The sequence below is a fragment of the uncultured Tateyamaria sp. genome, from assembly GCF_947496075.1.
GTDB lineage: Bacteria > Pseudomonadota > Alphaproteobacteria > Rhodobacterales > Rhodobacteraceae > Tateyamaria.
The window spans coordinates 494,844-511,332 of record NZ_CANMBJ010000004.1 but is presented as its reverse complement, the minus strand read 5'-3'; the positions used below and the strand labels follow the sequence as shown (position 1 = coordinate 511,332).

At 61.0% G+C, this 16,489-nt stretch carries 12 protein-coding genes; 4 read left to right on the top strand and 8 right to left on the bottom strand.

Annotation, left to right across the window (positions count from 1 at the left end; all coding sequences use genetic code 11):
- Window positions 1-91: 91 nt before the first annotated feature.
- The 7 genes from Q1A51_RS14950 to Q1A51_RS14920 all read right to left on the bottom strand — a co-directional run bounded on the left by Q1A51_RS14950 (window position 92) and on the right by Q1A51_RS14920 (window position 5,426).
- The gene (locus Q1A51_RS14950) at window positions 92-280 is read right to left on the bottom strand and encodes a hypothetical protein (RefSeq protein WP_299600172.1); all 189 of its coding nucleotides are present in this window, start codon (window positions 278-280) and stop codon (window positions 92-94) included.
- 48 nt (window positions 281-328) lie between these two features.
- Window positions 329-745 (bottom strand): alternative ribosome rescue aminoacyl-tRNA hydrolase ArfB, encoded by a 417-nt coding sequence (gene arfB, locus Q1A51_RS14945; RefSeq protein WP_299600169.1) that lies wholly within the window; start codon window positions 743-745, stop codon window positions 329-331.
- Between the two features lie 255 nt (window positions 746-1,000).
- Complete coding sequence (locus Q1A51_RS14940) at window positions 1,001-1,633, bottom strand: queuosine precursor transporter (protein ID WP_299600167.1); 633 nt, start codon at window positions 1,631-1,633, stop codon at window positions 1,001-1,003.
- A 64-nt stretch (window positions 1,634-1,697) separates the two neighbouring features.
- Window positions 1,698-2,531, bottom strand: coding sequence for an esterase-like activity of phytase family protein (locus Q1A51_RS14935; protein WP_299600165.1), 834 nt, complete (start codon window positions 2,529-2,531; stop codon window positions 1,698-1,700).
- A complete protein-coding gene (gene mepA, locus Q1A51_RS14930) occupies window positions 2,504-3,424 on the bottom strand; it encodes a penicillin-insensitive murein endopeptidase (protein ID WP_299600162.1) in 921 nt (306 codons plus the stop codon). Before mepA ends, Q1A51_RS14935 begins: the two co-directional genes overlap by 28 nt.
- Window positions 3,394-4,791: an MFS transporter gene (locus Q1A51_RS14925; protein WP_299600159.1), complete on the bottom strand. Its 1,398-nt coding sequence runs from the start codon at window positions 4,789-4,791 to the stop codon at window positions 3,394-3,396. The genes mepA and Q1A51_RS14925 overlap by 31 nt, the downstream gene beginning before the upstream one ends.
- Window positions 4,792-4,859: 68 nt before the next feature.
- Entirely contained in the window at window positions 4,860-5,426 is a 567-nt protein-coding gene (locus Q1A51_RS14920; protein ID WP_299600157.1) for an acyl-CoA thioesterase, read from the bottom strand.
- A 125-nt stretch (window positions 5,427-5,551) separates the two neighbouring features.
- Between Q1A51_RS14920 and Q1A51_RS14915 the strand changes: the two genes are divergently transcribed.
- From Q1A51_RS14915 to yaaA, 3 genes are all read left to right on the top strand, one after another.
- Window positions 5,552-5,833, top strand: coding sequence for a YggT family protein (locus Q1A51_RS14915; protein WP_299600155.1), 282 nt, complete (start codon window positions 5,552-5,554; stop codon window positions 5,831-5,833).
- A gap of 79 nt (window positions 5,834-5,912) precedes the next feature.
- Window positions 5,913-7,955 carry a DNA helicase RecQ gene (recQ, locus tag Q1A51_RS14910; protein ID WP_299600152.1) on the top strand — a complete coding sequence of 681 codons (2,043 nt, stop codon included), beginning with the start codon at window positions 5,913-5,915 and terminating at the stop codon, window positions 7,953-7,955.
- A gap of 30 nt (window positions 7,956-7,985) precedes the next feature.
- Window positions 7,986-8,759 carry a peroxide stress protein YaaA gene (gene yaaA / locus Q1A51_RS14905; RefSeq protein ID WP_299600149.1) on the top strand — a complete coding sequence of 258 codons (774 nt, stop codon included), beginning with the start codon at window positions 7,986-7,988 and terminating at the stop codon, window positions 8,757-8,759.
- Here the strand turns inward: yaaA and Q1A51_RS14900 are convergent.
- Window positions 8,756-10,936, bottom strand: a complete 2,181-nt coding sequence (locus Q1A51_RS14900) for a response regulator (RefSeq protein WP_299600146.1) — start codon at window positions 10,934-10,936, stop codon at window positions 8,756-8,758. The genes yaaA and Q1A51_RS14900 overlap by 4 nt on opposite strands.
- Window positions 10,937-11,081: 145 nt before the next feature.
- On the opposite strand from Q1A51_RS14900, the gene Q1A51_RS14895 reads away from it, so the two are divergent.
- Window positions 11,082-16,469: an alpha-2-macroglobulin family protein gene (locus Q1A51_RS14895; RefSeq protein ID WP_299600143.1), complete on the top strand. Its 5,388-nt coding sequence runs from the start codon at window positions 11,082-11,084 to the stop codon at window positions 16,467-16,469.
- Window positions 16,470-16,489 lie beyond the last annotated feature (20 nt).

Here is a 16,489-nt window from a genome sequence, read left to right as displayed (position 1 = left end):
ATTGCTCCCGTTACTCGAGTGCACCATGAAGCAAGTCAAACTGAGGAGCAAGTTCAAGTGAGTGAATCTTGGCTTAGGTGCAGTTCGCCGATCATTCGGCAGCAATCGGCAGGTCTGGGCTCATAGCGGTCATTCGACCAAACTTTGCAAAGTCCACTTCCTGCGCTTTGCGCATTTCTGTTGTTGAGCCGAAGGTCAGAAGTCTCCCAGAACGAAGAGTATCCTGTCTCCAAACCCTAACAAACGGTAAAACCGTCTCCATAACCCATTGAAATTCCATGATCCGAAATCCGTCCCACCATGTGACACCTGATTTCTCCGGGGCCCATCACTCCTCGATCCGACCCCTCAGGGCCTTCACGTCCCCCCGCATTTTCTTGGCCTTCAACCGGCGTTTTTTTGATCCCAAAGTCGGCTTCGTCGCGATCCTTTTTTTCGGCGCCACCAGCGCCTTCCGGATCAGATCCACCAGCCTCTGCCGGGCAATGTCCCGATTTCTGGCCTGGCTGCGCGTCTCATCACATTGAATGATCAGCGCCCCCTCGGTCGTCCAGCGCCGCCCCGCCAGCCGCCGCAGCCGCGTCTTGACCGGGCCGGGAAGGGAAGGTGACCTTGCCGCCTCAAACCGCAACTCAACCGCCGTCGCCACCTTGTTCACATTCTGCCCACCGGGACCCGATGCGCGCACAAACTGCTCGCTCAGTTCCCAATCCTCAATGGCGATGTCGTCGTTAATCCGCAGCATGGCCTTGGATACACCGAGTGGCGCGCACGAAAAAGGGCCACCCGGTGGGCGGCCCTTCTCGAAATGTTTCGGAGGTTGTGCCGGTTAGATCAACCGACCAACTTGGCGGTCTGCACCGCGAAGGACTGCCTTAGCAGGAGACCTCCCAAGCTGTTCCGACACCTCTCTCCAATACCTTTCTCGACACTGGATCACCTCCTTTCAAATGTTGAACTCAAAGTGATGGTGGCACAGCCCCTGCAAAAGTCAACAGGTTTAGGTCGCGGTGCCGGCGCGTGCGGTCACCCAGCGGAAGGGTGCCAATGCAATAAGCGCCAGCGTCAGCTTCACCATCCAGTCGGCAACGGCCAGGGACACCCAAAGCGGGACCTCGGGGCCGACGCCAAGCAGCGGCAGAACCTCGCCCGCCCAGGATACATCGTTGCCGGGCTCAAGCCATGTCAGGCTGGCTGAGAATGCGAGGGTAAAGAAAATGGCCGTGTCGACCGAACTGCCGATGATGGTCGAGGCCAGCGGCGCTTTCCACCATGTGCCATTGCGCAGGGCGGAAAAGATGCCGACGTCCAGCAACTGGGCCGTCAGGAAGGCGAGGCCAGAGCCAATAGCGATGCGGAAGGTCACGGCGGGGTAGGTGAACCCGTCACCCTGCAACATGATCTGGGTGCCGATGAGCGAGCAGAACACGCCAACGATGAAGCCGACAAAGACGACCGTGCGGGCCGGGCCCGCGCCATAGACCCGGTTCATGATGTCCGTCACAAGGAAGGCCAGCGGGTAGGTGAATGCTCCCCAGGTCAGCCAATTTCCAAACAGGAATTGAACAAGGATGTTCGAGGCCACGACGATCATGGCCATGGCAATGATGCCGGGAAGGTGTGCGCGTGTCATATCTGGTGCCCGTTTTTGCAAGGTAGCGGCGACTTGGCCCGGCAACATGCCGGACGGGCGCCTCTTAGTCGCAGGTGGCGCCGCCCGCAAGGGTTTCCGTCAGGGCGTATTCGACCAGTTCCGTGCGCTGAACCGATATGAAGTTGTCATCTGACACCATGGTCAGGCAGGTTGCGCCGCTGTCTGACTGCCAGATCGACAAGCCTTCAAGATTGTCATGCCGGCCGGCGCCGGTGGTCAGCAACGTTTCTGCAGGCATGCCCGGTTGGTTGGGGTCCATGCGTCGAACCCGGTTACGAAAGCCGAGCGGCGTAAACGTACGTTCCAGGATATAGAGCCGCCCGTCCGGTCCGATATCCGCGCCTGCAGGCAGGAATGGCCCCGTGCGCGGCAAGGTTGCAATGATGTCCCAAGTGCCGTTTCGAAAGCGATAGATCGGGAACGGGCGCGCCAGGCCACCCGACCGTTCCGGCAGCGTATAGAGCGTGCCGTCGTCATCCGCGGCCAGTGCCTCTAGCGACCCATTCGGATGGTATGTTGCGAAATCCGGGTGAGGGGGGACCCGCGTGCCATCCTGTGCAGCAATGGCCGCTGGCCCTTCATAGCTGAAATACAGCGTATCCCCGGCGCGCGCCAACCCTTCGCTGTCGCTGTTGGGATAGGGCTGACTGGCCGGTTCAATTGTGATGCTGCGGGTCGAGCGATCCAGGGTCAGCGCAAAGGCCGTGCCCCGATCCGATAGAACGATTGCCGAATTCGATTCTGACATCTCAATAGCGGACAGACCACCAAAATCCTTCCGGTCCGATGCAAGCGGCCAGCGTTGGATGAAGGTGAGCGGTTCGGCAAGCGCAGCTGTTGCCGACAGGATCAGCGCGATGCCAGAACGCCAGAGCATTGTTGCGGCAAGTCTCCTACACGCAGTTCGCGGCGCGGTCTGGGTTTGGGGGCGTTCGGGTCGGGTGGGGGCGGATTCAAGATATTGTTCACCCACTGCTGCGCATCAGCACATCCATCACCGGGGGGCGGGGCGGCCTGATCTACGCAGCCACGTGTGCCCGCGGGACAGTTGAGGCGGACATGGAAGTGATAGTGGTGTCCCCACCAGGGACGGACCTTGCGCAACCAGCTCCGATCGCCTTTTTCATCCTTGCACATCTGCACCTTGGCGCCGGGGAAGACAAAGATACGCGCCGTGCGGCCGTCGCTGGCGGCGGCCTTGATGATCTCGTGATGGGCGCGGGTCCAGCTGGAATTCGTATAGGCACCGGACGCGCGACGGGTCGAGATGGAGCTGATGTTTTCACGCTCGGCAGCGGACAGTGTCAGGTTCCGAGCTGGTAACATCCAGATGTCAGCATCAAGGCCGATCTGGTGACTGCGGTGCCCTGTCAGCATTGGGCCGCCCCGTGGCTGGCTCATGTCACCGACATACAGGCCGGACCAGCCCGGTTGAGCAGCGGCCTTGCGGCTTAGGTCCTGCACATAGTCCACCAGTTCGGGATGCCCCCAGTTCCGGTTGCGCGACAGGCGCATGGCTTGCCATGTCGGGCCGGTTTCGGCCAGTTGCACGCCACCTGCCAGACATCCCCTGGAATACCCGCCAAAAGGCGCAGCCATCTGCGCCGAGGCGCGACGCTTGCCACCAAACTGTCCCTTGGCGATGTTTTGCAGCGTGGCAGGGTCCACATCCGGTGTGGGCGTGCCGTCAATGTCAGTCCCCGCGCCGCTTGTGCAGGCGCAGAGCAGGAAGGCGGTGATCAGGGTAAGGGAACGTCGGATTTTGACCATTGGGCGTGGTCTCCTTCGGGGTGCACGTAGCGCAACAGGTACAGGCCAAGGATAAACAGCAATATGACCGGAACATAACCCAGTTGTGCATTGCCTGTCAGCGTCGAAAACAGACCGATCAGGAATGGCGCCAGAAATGCAGTGGCCTTGCCCGACAGAGCAAACAGGCCAAAGGCTTCGGTTGGACGTTCGGGGTGTGTGTGCCGCACCATCATCGACCGGGATGCGGCATATATTGCGCCGCCTGCACCGCCGATGGCAGCGCCGCAGAAATAGAACACCATGTCCGGCAGAGCTGATCCGTCGGACAGCGGAATGATGCCGAAAAGGCTGGTCCGGTTCATGCCAACGATGACGATGGTGACGCCAATCAGGATGAAACAGCAGGCCTTGATCACCGGTTTGGGGCCGAACCGGCCATCAAAGATTCCACCGATTTGTGTTGCCACAGCCGCGGTGATTGCCCCGACGATCCCAAAGATGCCGATCTGAATGATGCTCCATCCAAGGACCAGCGTGGCATAGACGCCGCCCGCCGAATACAGCGCGTTCAAAGCATCGCGGTAGAACATCGACGAGATAAGGAAGTTCAAAAGCGATCGCCGTTTGACGGCACCGACCAGCGATTGCTTGAGATCGGCCATGGCCTCTTTCACGCCGCCTGTCCGGTTGGCTTGGCGTGGCTCGCGCACCCATCCGAAAAACGGGATCATGAAAACAGCGAACCATGCGGCGATGAAGGGGCCGACCGACCGCGTGCCCTCGCGGGTGTCGGGGTCAAGACCAAACAGCGGATCGCGCCCGATCAGTGTCTTGCCGCTGTCATTCTCGGCCAAAAGCAGCAGCATGATGAACAGCGACAGCACGCCGCCCCAATAACCGATGGCAGCCCCGTTGCCGGAGATGCGCCCGATCTCGTCCTTGGTCCCAAGTGACGGCAGGATTGCGTTGACGAAGATCAGCATGAATTCGGCCGCGATCAGAGCGATGTTGAAAGCGATCAGGATCAGGAACAGGGTGGATGCGTCTGGAAAGGTGAACCAGAGCGCCGCTGTCATGGCGACGTAAATCGCGCTGAACATCCAGATCCACGGCATCCGTCGCCCGGTGCTGTCTGCATAGGCCCCGATCAGGGGTGCGGTGAAGGCGATGAACAGGCCGGCAATGGTCTGACCCCAGAACCAAAGTGCTTGGCTTGAAGCCTTGGCGGCCTCAATATCCGTGGTTTGCGCTTCAAAATACGTGAAAGATACGGCTGCGAAATAGGGGCCGAAAACGAAGGTCAGCCCAAGCGTGTAAAACGGCTGCGTCGCCCAATCGAACGCCATCCAGCCCCAAATGCGCTTTCTCAGCCCAATCTCCGCCATGCCCCAAGTCCCTCGTCTTTTTGTTGCGGCGACCAAAGCAGGCCAAGGGGCATGTGGCAAGAAAAGGTTTAGGCGACAGACTTCAGGCTTGGGATGTCAGTTTCCTGCATTGGCGGCCATGGGCGCTGTGCCTCGGCCTTGATCCAGGCCGCGATCCAGCCGGGAATGGGGGGAGAGGTTGGGTCCTGGTTCATCGCTTCCAGCACCTTGTGCGGCGGTACGATCCCATTCTTATCCGTTACGGCCGATCGGTACAGGACATGGCTGGCGCATTCACCATCCGGTTTCCACATGGATTGTTCTAGGTAGGTGAACTTGTCGTCCCAGCACACGGCGCGGCTGCGCACCTCGAATTTCTGGAAGGCATGCAGGCGGCGGCGATAGCGCACAGATGACCCGGCCATGGTCAGTCCCCAGCGATTGGCCCTGAGCACATCAATCAGGCCTGCACGCTGGCCAAGGCCAAGGCGGCCCAGATCGTACAGCGTCAGGGCACGGCCATTGTTCAGCTCCATGAAGCCATCAAGGTCCCAGGGCCACACCCGGTGCTGTGTCACATGCAGGTCGGTCAATCCCAGCGGCAGTTGGCGGCGGGCTTTGACCATCTCTTTGGCAAGGCGAACGAATGGAAACATGAGCTTAACTCCTTGCCCACCTAGTTGCGGCGTTGCAGCGAAAGTTCAATGGGTGTTCCACGTGACCTTGCGCCACATGGGCGTACGGCCTAGGTCTGTGGCTGGAATAACGAAGGAAACCGCCCATGCTGGTGATCTATCAACTGCTCGATCTGGTTCTAAGCGTCATTTATGTGATCATGATCGTCCACATCATCATGAGCTGGCTGATCAATTTCCAGGTGCTGAACATGCACCAGCCCATCGTGGGGCAGATCTGGACGGGGCTGAACAGGCTGCTTGAGCCGATCTACCAGCCAATCCGGAGGTTCATGCCAGACACGCATCCGCTAGACCTGGCGCCGCTTGTGGCCTTTGTCATCGTGATCGCCCTGCGCAGCATCATCCTGCCGGCCATCTTCTTCTGATCCCCCTTGTTCACGGCCCGTTAAAATGTGAGTCTGTATCCAAAGAGCAGACTACATAAAATTTGACAGGGTTTCGGACATGGCCAGCGCTGCCACGCTGCTAGGGGATGTGTTTGGGTTCGACGGCTTCCGCCCCGGGCAGGAAGAGATAGTCGATGCCGTAGCGATGGGCGAAAACGCTTTGGCCATCATGCCGACTGGCGGCGGCAAATCTCTTTGTTTCCAATTGCCTGCGCTGATCCGTGATGGCGTAACGGTTGTTATCTCACCTCTCATTGCCCTGATGCGCGACCAAGTGCGCGCATTGCAGGAAGCAGGCGTGCAGGCGGGGGCCCTGACCTCGGGCAACACGCCGGAAGAGACGGACGCCGTGTGGGAGGCGCTGGAACGGCGCGAGTTGAAACTGCTCTATATTGCGCCCGAACGGCTGGCTGCAGGGTCGTCCATCGGGATGCTGCGCCGCATCGGCGTCAACCTGATTGCCGTGGACGAGGCCCATTGCGTCAGCCAGTGGGGGCACGATTTCCGCCCCGACTACCTCCGTATTGGCGAATTGCGGCGGGCCTTGGACGTACCGCTGGCTGCGTTCACCGCAACGGCGGACGCCGAAACGCAGGTCGAAATCATTGAGAAGCTGTTTGACGGCGTGCAACCGCGTACCTTCTTGCGCGGCTTTGACCGGCCCAACATCCATCTAGCATTTGCGGCCAAGAATGGCCCGCGCGCGCAGATCCTGAATTTCGCCGCCGCCCGCAAAGGGCAGTCTGGCATCGTTTATTGCGGCACGCGGGCCAAGACCGAAACGCTGGCCCAAGCGCTGCGCGAGGCGGGTCACGCTGCAATCCATTATCACGGCGGGATGGAGGCGGAAGATCGGCGCATCGCCGAACGCCGCTTCCAGCAAGAGGATGGATTGATCGTTGCGGCCACCGTGGCTTTTGGCATGGGCGTGGACAAGCCCGATATCCGTTGGGTGGCTCATGCGGATCTGCCGAAATCTATCGAGTCGTACTATCAGGAAATCGGGCGCGCAGGCCGTGACGGTGCACCTGCCGAGACGCTGACCCTGTTTGGTCCCGACGACATCAAGCTGCGCCGGAGCCAGATCGATGAAGGGCTGGCACCACCCGAACGCCGTATGGCGGACCATGCCCGCCTGAATGCGCTGCTTGGACTGGCCGAAGCGCTGGAATGTCGGCGCAAGACGCTTTTGGGATATTTTGGTGAGGCTGAGGTCACCTGTGGCAAATGCGATCTGTGCGATCAGCCGGCTGAAGTGTTCGATGGCACCATAGCGGTGCGCAAGGCATTGTCGGCCATGTTGCGCACCGAGGAATGGTTTGGCGCTGGGCATCTGATCGACATCCTGTTGGGGATTGAGACCGACAAGATCCGGCAGCGCGGCCATGACAGTCTGCCCACCTATGGCGTGGGCAAGGAATACTCGAAACCGCAATGGCAGGCGGTGTTCCGGCAGATGATGGGCCATGATCTGGTGCGGCCCGACCCGGATCGGTATGGTGCATTGCGTATGACGGATGCGGCCCTGCCAATCCTGCGGAATGAGGCGCAGATCACCCTGCGCAAGGACACGATCAAGGCGGCTGCTGCCCGCCGGCCAGCGGTAAAATCGATGGTGTCCGAGGAAGACGTGCCGCTCTTGTCAGCGCTCAAGGCCAAGCGCCGCGCACTCGCTGAGGCGGCCAAAGTGCCCGCCTACGTTATCTTTCCCGACCGTACCTTGATTGAAATGGCCGAACGGCGTCCCGCGGACCTGGACAAGATGGCGCAGGTCAACGGGGTCGGGGCCAAGAAGCTGGAGAAGTTTGGATCTGCCTTCCTTGAAGTGATCAATGGAGGGGCCGAGGCCGTGCACCCGTCGCGCCGCAAACTGGCGGGGCATACCGCCGGCACGATCTATGACCAATTGCTGGCGGTGCAGGCGGAATTGGCGCGTGGCAGGGATGGCACGGACAAACCGCTGAGCTGTTCGGCCTCTCAGTTGGCCAAGGTGGCGCAGCTGCGTCCAGATGATGATGCCGGGTTGGAGCGCTTGCTGGGTGATCGCAAGGCGGAACGTTTTGGTCCCGCGTTTCTGGACGTGCTGCGGGCCGCGGGCTAGATCAGCGAGAATAAAGATGAGGGGGCAGAGATGCTGGTGGTGATTTCTCCGGCCAAACGGCTGGATTGGGCAGAGCGGGACGTGCAGACGACGGCCCCAGCCATGCAGGACGACGCGGTGCGTTTGGCGCGGACGGCACGCAATCTGACATTGGGCAAACTCAAGTCTCTGATGGACCTGAGTGATGATCTGGCCCGCTTGAACCGCGACCGGTTTCAAGCCTTTGCCGACGATCCGGGTGCTGAAACGACCCGCCCCGCAATGCTCGCCTTTGCTGGGGACACGTATCAGGGGCTGGATGCGGCGTCACTGTCAGCGGATGACACGACCTATGCCCAAGACCATCTGCGCATTCTTTCGGGGCTTTATGGATTATTGCGTCCATTGGATGCGATCCAGCCTTACCGCTTGGAGATGGGCAGCCGGCTAAAGACTCGCCGGGGTGCCTCGCTATACGACTACTGGCGGACCGATCTGGCAAAGGCGCTGAACTCGCAGGCCGAACAGACGGGCGCTGATATGCTCGTGAACTGCGCAAGCCAGGAGTATTTTGGCGCCGTGCCCGAAAAGGCGCTGAAGCTGCAGCTGATCACGCCCGCGTTCATGGAGGACAAGGGGCAAGGACCAAAGATCGTCAGCTTCTTTGCCAAGCGCGCGCGGGGCGCCATGGCACGGCACATTATCCAGAACAGAATCACGGATCTGGACGGGATGCGCAGTTTCAATACGGATGGCTACGAATACAAACCGGACCTGTCTACGGATGCCAAACCGGTGTTTGTCCGACCCTATCCCAAAAACTAAGCGGCACCTTCTTTAGGCACTTCGCCAAAGGGCGGGGTGACGCCGTCGGGGCACATGTCGTGCAACATGCCGTGGATTTCGGGTTTGCGAAGGGGCTTGGTCAGGTAATGATCCAGACCGGCCTCCAGAATCCCCTTGTCGTCACCATCCATGGCATGCGCGGTGAGCGCAACGATGGGCACGTGGCCCCCGATCTCCTTCTCCTTCGCGCGGATCGTTTCGGTTGCTTCCTTGCCGTCCATCTTGGGCATCGAGATGTCCATGAAGATCAGGTCTGGTGAAATCTTTTCGAACATCTCGACTGCTTCGATCCCATTGTTCGCAAAATGCAGATCGATATCCGCATCCTTGACCATTTTGCCAAAGACGAGCTGATTGGTCTTGTTGTCCTCGGCTGCCAACACAATCATCCGTCGCGTTTCGACCGGCTTGGGAGAGGTGCCATTCGCACCAATTACGGGGCCAACGCTTTCAAGCCGTGCAAACAGGTCAGCGCGGGGCACTGGTTTCTGCATGATGGCATGCAGATGCTCGGCACCGGGGTCGTTGGTGGCAAAGCTCGGGTTTGAACTCAGCAACAGGATTGGCGTGTTCGCGCCCGTCACACGCACGGCCTCGGCCAGCTCAAGCCCGTCCATGTCAGGCATGTTGTGGTCCGTCAGGATCAGGTCGATGTCGGTCAACTGCTCAAGCGCCTCTTCACCTGAGGCGCAACACACAACGCCCAGACCCAGTTGCTCCAGCTGACGTTGAAGGATTGTTCGGTTGGCCTCAATGTCGTCAACGACCATCACACGCCGCAGCCCTTCCGGAACCGGGGGATGTTCTGGCAGTTTTGCCTCGCTCAGCTTGAGTGGAATGCGGAAACCAAAGACCGATCCGATCCCTTCCTCGCTACTAACCCAAACCTCGCCCTCCATCAGCGACACAAGTCGCTGTGATATGGCAAGGCCAAGCCCTGTGCCGTCGAACTGGCGATTGCGTTCGTTTTCGACTTGATTGAACTCGCCAAAGATGTGATCGATCTTGTCCTCTGGAATGCCGATGCCGGTATCCTCGATCACGATGGTCACATCCGCATGGCCGGCGTCCAGGTCCGGAACACCAGTGACACGTACCAATACATGCCCTTCGCTGGTAAACTTGACAGCATTGCCCATCAGGTTGGTCAGCACCTGCCGGATACGTCCCGGATCACCCACATACATGGTCGGAAGGAACAGGTCGTAATCCAGCAGAAGGGTCAGACCCTTGTCACGTGCGGAGGGCTGAAGCAGCATGATGATCTCGTGAATGCTGCGCTCAAGATCGAAGGGCTCAAGATGCAATTGCAGCTTCTGCGCCTCGATCTTGGAGTAGTCGAGAACGTCGTTGATGATGACAAGCAGCGCCTCGCCCGAGTTCTTGATCGTGTCGACATAGAGATGTTGTTCTTCACTTAGCCCCGTGTCCGCCAACAGTTCTGCCATGCCCACGACACCGTTCATCGGCGTTCGGATTTCATGGCTCATATTGGCAAGGAATGCCGACTTGGCGCGGCTGGCGGCCTCCGCCTCTGCCCGGGCCGTCTTGAGTTCCTGCTGGTAGCGTACGGATTCGGTGATGTTGAGGCCAAGCGAAACGATGTCCCCGGCCTGCCCACGCCGGTCAACCAGTTTGACATACTGATTGTTCCACAGCCGGACGGTCACCGGATCAGGTTGGGGTTGCATCCATCTGTCCAGCATCTTCTGCCGCCATGCCTGGGCGTCCATCCCTTCGGTGTTCACGATACCTTCGTCCGTCATCACCTGCAGAATGGTGACGTAGTTCACGCCGGGTTGAATCGCTTCGATGTTGTCAAAGATCGCGAGGTAGCTGGCGTTGGCCGCGATCATCTGGTTGTCGGAGTTGAAGAACGCAAAGCCATCGGTGATCGTCTGTACCGAATGCCACAGGCGGCGTTCGGCGATCTGGACTTTCTGATTGGCCTGTCCAAGCTCGGTTTTGACGCGCTCATTCTCGGTCTTGACCGTTGCCACCTCGGCCCGGGTTTCGACTATTTCTCCCTGCAGGGCGGCGGCATGTTTGCCCAGCTTGCGGTTGGCGGCTGACAGTTCGGCTTCCTTCAGCTCAAGCAAACGTTCCGCGGCCAGACGGCCGCGCCGCTCTTCTGCCAGTTTGTTTGCAAGACTCATACCGGTCCTCCGCCACACAAGATTCCCACATCATATGTCACGCCGACGGTGAAGAACCGCTTAACCGCTTCGGTGGCCCGTTGCGCCGCTCGCATGGGGCGTGCCAGACTGACGGCATTCTTAAATTGATTTTGGGAGCGGCATCATGCGCCACGCGTTGGTTGGACTGGTTGCACTACTTTGGGCAGCGGCGGCGTGGGGGCAGGGTCCGATACCGGATGATCGGTATATCGTGACCCAGGATGTCGACTATCCTGGCGAGGATCGCACATCTCTGTTCGATACAACCTTTGATGCCTGCGCGCGGGCTTGCAGCGCGGATAATGCATGCATTGGCTTCACGTTCAACGATCGGTCAAACGCTTGTTTTCCCAAGGCCCAGATCAGTGAAGAGCAGCCCTATGCCGGTGCGCGCTCGGCCAGACGGATTGTCATATCTGACGATCTGAAAACAGCGGCTGCGCGCCGTGCCGCTGCGTTGGATTTACCCGAGGCTGATTTTGATGAGGCGCGCGGATTGGCCTCTGACATTGGTTTGCGCTTTGCCCAGTCGGGTCAGGCGTTGGACGCGTCGCTGACGGCCTCCCGCGCCGCGTGGGACCGTGGGGACAGGGCCGCAGCCCTGCGCTGGACGGGAATGGCACTTGCATTGACGGACGCGCCGGACCTGTGGACACGCTACGCTTACATCGCTCTGCGCCAAGGCGATGATGTGCCGTCAGGCCAGCGTCGCAGCGCCCGGCAAGCTGCCGGGCCTGCAGCCTTGAACGGCTACTTGCGTGCTGACACCCCGGGTAGTCAGGTCAGCGCCTTGCAAACCCTTGCGGATGCCTTGGAACTCAACGGGCGGGGGCGCGACACGATCCGAGCTTTGCGCCTGGCCCAAAGTATCCAGCCGCGCGATGACGTGGGCCGAGCGTTGGATGAAGCTATCGCAAAATACGGTTTCCGTGTTGTCGAACATCAGGTGGACAATGACAGTGCCGCCCCGCGCATCTGCGCCACCTTCTCGGAACCTTTGGTAAAAGGTGGCGTGGACTACGAGCCGTTCGTGCGCACGGCCACACCCGGCCTTGTCGTTGCCGCAGATGGACGCGACCTGTGCATCGACGGGGTGCGGCACGGAGAGCGGTATAGCGTCACATTCCGCTCCGGCCTTCCAGCCGAAAGCGGAGAGGTGCTGGCCAAGGACGTGTCGCTTAATCTCTATGTTCGCGACCGCACGCCGGTCGTTCGCTTTCCGGGGCGGGGTTACGTTCTGGCGCGTGGGGCCGGGGCAAGCATCCCAATCGAGACGGTGAATGTGAACGAGGTTGATCTCGTGCTGAGCCGGGTCAGTGACCGCAACCTTATCCAATCCCTGCGCCGCGATTTCTTTGGCCGCCCGCTGTCGCGATGGCAGGTCGAGCAGTTTAATTCTGACATTGCGCGAGAGATTTGGCGCGGCACGGGCGAGGTGCAGAATGACCTCAATACCGAAATGCGCACGCGCCTTCCTCTGGAGGAGGCGTTGGGCGACCAGCCTCCCGGCGTCTATGTCCTGTCCGCACGCGAACAGGGGCGTGATGGCTATGACGTTGTGGCCGCGACGCAGTGGTTTGTGCTGTCCGATCTGGGGCTGAGCACGTGGCAGGGGAATGATGGGCTGACGGCTTCGGTCCGCGCGCTCAGCGATGCGGGTGCCGTGGATGGGGCAACCGTGCGGCTGATTTCTCAGGCAAATGCCGTGCTGGGTGAGGCGCAGACAGATACCGAGGGGTTCGTGCGATTTGATGCTGGCTTGACCCGCGGGCTTGGATCTGCGCGTCCGGCCATGGTGCAGGTCGAAACAGCGGATGATTTCGTGTTCCTGCCGCTGACAGACCCGGCCTTTGACCTGTCTGATCGCGGAGTTGAGGGACGCCCGCCTGCGCCGCCGATTGACTTGTTTGTGACGACGGATCGCGGCGCCTATCGCCCCGGCGCCACCATCTACCTGACAGCGCTGGCGCGTGACGACACGGCACGTGCCATTGACGGCTTGCCCCTGACCGTCATTCTCAGCCGCCCGGATGGTGTCGAATATAGCCGGACGGTGAGTTCCAACGGACAAAGCGGTGGCCACGTCGTATCGCTGCCGATTGGTTCAACGGTGCCGCGCGGGACGTGGCGGATTGAGGTGAAGGGCGATCTGAAGGCGCCCGCGCTCGCCACCGAAACCGTGCTGGTCGAGGATTTCATCCCCGACCGTATCGATGTGACACTGACGGCGGACGACGCACCGCTCAGCCTTGATGCCCCCGCAATAGTTGATGTGGACGCGCAATACCTGTTTGGTGCGCCCGGTGCAGATCTGGCGGTCGAAGGCGATATTCAGGTGCGGCAACGCACCGGGCTCGCGGCGTATCCCGGATATCTGTTTGGTCGGCATGACGCGGCTTTCTCTCCACAACGTCGCTACGTGCAGGGCGGGCGCACGGATGCGGAGGGTCGGTCCTACCTGTCCCTGCCTTGGCCGGAGGTAGAAGCTGATGACGTGCTGCTCGAAGCCGTGGCGACTGTCCGCGTGTCCGACAGCGGCGGCCGCCCGGTTGAGCGCAGCCTGACCCGCCCCATCGCGCCTGAAGGTACGGTGATCGGGATCAAGCCCGCTTTCGACGATGTCCTGCCCGAAGGCGGCAGCGCCGATTTCGAAGTGATCGCAGTGGATGCACCCGCCGACCTACCGGTGCAGTGGACAGTCAACAAGATCGAAACACGGTACCAATGGTACCAACTGAACGGCAACTGGGACTGGGAACCGATCACACGACGCATCCGCGTCTCTCAAGGGGCTGCGGTTCTTGGCGATATACCGGTTCAGATCAGCACACCAACCGAATGGGGCGATTACGAGCTGGTCGTCGAAAGCACGCAAGGGGCCTATACAGCCAGCTCGGTTGCATTCGCGTCCGGCTGGTATGGTGCCGCAGACAGCAGCGCGACCCCGGATCGCCTAACGCTGTCACTCGATGCCGAGAACTATCGGGTTGGCGATACCGCGCAACTGCGGATTGTGCCGCCCCACGACGGCGTGGCGCTTGTATCCGTCCTGTCTGGCAGCGTGATCTCGCGGCAGGCCATCCCTGTGCACGCGGGCGAAACGGTGATCCCGCTTGAGGTGACGGAAGGTTGGGGCACAGGCGCCTATGTCACCGCGTCAGTCTTGCGCACTGGCCTGTCCAGTAATCCCGGCCCAGCCCGCGTGCTCGGACTGGCCCATGCCGCCATTGATCCAGAGGACAAAGCACTGACTGTGTCCATCGACGCCCCGGAAGAGGTGAGTGGCCAAGAAGGACAGACCGAGGTGGCAGTGCGCATTGATGGTCTTGAAGGCGCTCAAGGCTTTGTCACCCTCGCTGCTGTCGATGTCGGTATCCTGAACCTGACGGGCTTCGAAGCACCGGACCCCCAGGGACACTATTTCGGCCAGCGCCGTCTTGGCGTTGACTTGCGCGATGTCTACGGTCGCCTGATCGATGGTCAAAGCGGCGCGCTGGGCATGGTTCGGTCTGGTGGGGATGCAGGCAGCAGCATGCAGCGGCAAAGCCCACCCCCGACCGAGGCGGTCATGGCCGCCTTCTCCGGTCCAGTCCCTGTCGATAGCAACGGCTTAGCCCGGGTGACGATCCCGCGCCCCAACTTCAATGGCACGATCCGGCTGATGGCCGTGGCCTGGTCGAATGACGGGGTTGGGCAAGCCGCCAAAGACGTCATCGCCCGTGACCCGGTGGTGATCTCTGCGGCCTTGCCCCGCTTCCTTGCACCCGGCGACCAAAGCCGCGTGCAGTTTGAATTTGTGCATGCGGCAGGCACATCCGGTGTGATGCCTTTGGAAGTGTCGGGCAGTGGCGTTTCGGTTGGCGCTGCGCCACCGACAATTGACCTGACCGAGAACGGCACCGTCCGCGTGTCTCTGCCCCTCATCGCGCAAGAGGTCGGAGATCACAGCATCGACGTGGCGCTGACCACACCCGATGGCACAGTCCTGACAAAGTCGCTCACGCTTGGCGTTCGGGCCAACGACCCAACCATCGCCGTCACCCAGCGTCTGGAACTGGCAGCGGGTGAGGCGCTGACCTTCGATGACAATGTCTTTGCCAACCTCCGACCGGACAGCGCGCGGGCAACGCTCGCAGCCGGGCCATTGGCCCGCTTCGACATGCCTGGGCTCATCGGGCAGCTTGACCGTTACCCCTATGGCTGCACGGAACAGGTCACGTCAGCAGCGCTGCCGCTACTCTACCTGCCGCGCACGGCACAAGCGGCGGGTCTGGCGGATGTCGACCAGCGGATCACGACGGCGATCAATCGCGTTCTGACCCGACAGGCCAGCAACGGGGCATTTGGCCTCTGGCGAGCGCAATCTGGGGATTTCTGGTTGGATGCCTATGTCACCGACTTCCTCTTGCGGGCAAGTGATCAGGGGCATGAGGTGCCGGAGCGCGCCCTGCGCCTTGCCCTCGACAACCTGCGCAACCGGATCAACTACGCGCCCGATTTCGATGCCGGGGGCGAAGACATTGCCTACGCCCTCATGGTGCTGGCCCGGGCCGGATCGGCATCCATTGGCGATCTGCGTTACTACGCCGATACCAAAGCGGAGGCGTTCTCGACCCCGCTCGCTCGCGCACAACTGGGCGCGGCGCTTGCCAGCTACGGTGAACAAACCCGTGCTGACCGGCTCTTTGGTCTGGCGCAGGATCTGGCGCTCCGGAACAACACGGACACCGGCCTGTGGCGCGCCGATTACGGGACTTCCCTGCGCGATGCGGCGGGTCTGCTGCATCTGGCGGCTGAGGCGGGGAGTACCCGTATCGACCAGTCCCGCCTTGCCGCAACGGTGACGGCCGGCCGCGGTGGGTACTCCACCCAAGAGGCGGCTCAGCTTCTCATGGCCGCGCAGGCATTGCGCGACGGTGCTGGGACACCAGTGCTTTCGGTGGATGACACGCCGGTGTCCGGCCCAGTGGTCCAAAGCCGAGTGTTGGGTGATTCATCGTCGATCATCCGCAACGTTTCGGGGCAGCCCCAGGATGTGACACTCACCACCTACGGCGTGCCGCTCACCCCACCCGAAGCGGGGGGCTACGGCTATAGCATTGCCCGTGACGCCTTCACGCTGGAAGGTGCACCCGCCGACGGACCGTGGACCATAGGTGAGCGCCGCGTCATCGTACTGACGGTCACGCCTTTCGAAAAAGTCGGTGCGCGCCTGATGGTGGATGATCCTCTGCCAGCAGGGATCGAGATCGACAACCCCAACTTGATCCGGTCGGGTGACGTGGCGGGCCTGGATTGGTTGGAAACTGCGAATACCGAACATGCCGAATTCCGCTCTGATCGCTTCCTTGCCGCGGTGAACCACACAGGATCAGATACTTTCCGCCTCGCCTATATCGCTCGCGCCGTCAGCCCGGGGGACTTCCACCACCCCGCCGCTTTGGTCGAGGATATGTACCGCGCCGAATACCGCGCGGTCACCGGCACGGGCCGTACGGTTGTGACCGAGTGAGACGACCGCACCGCCCCCTG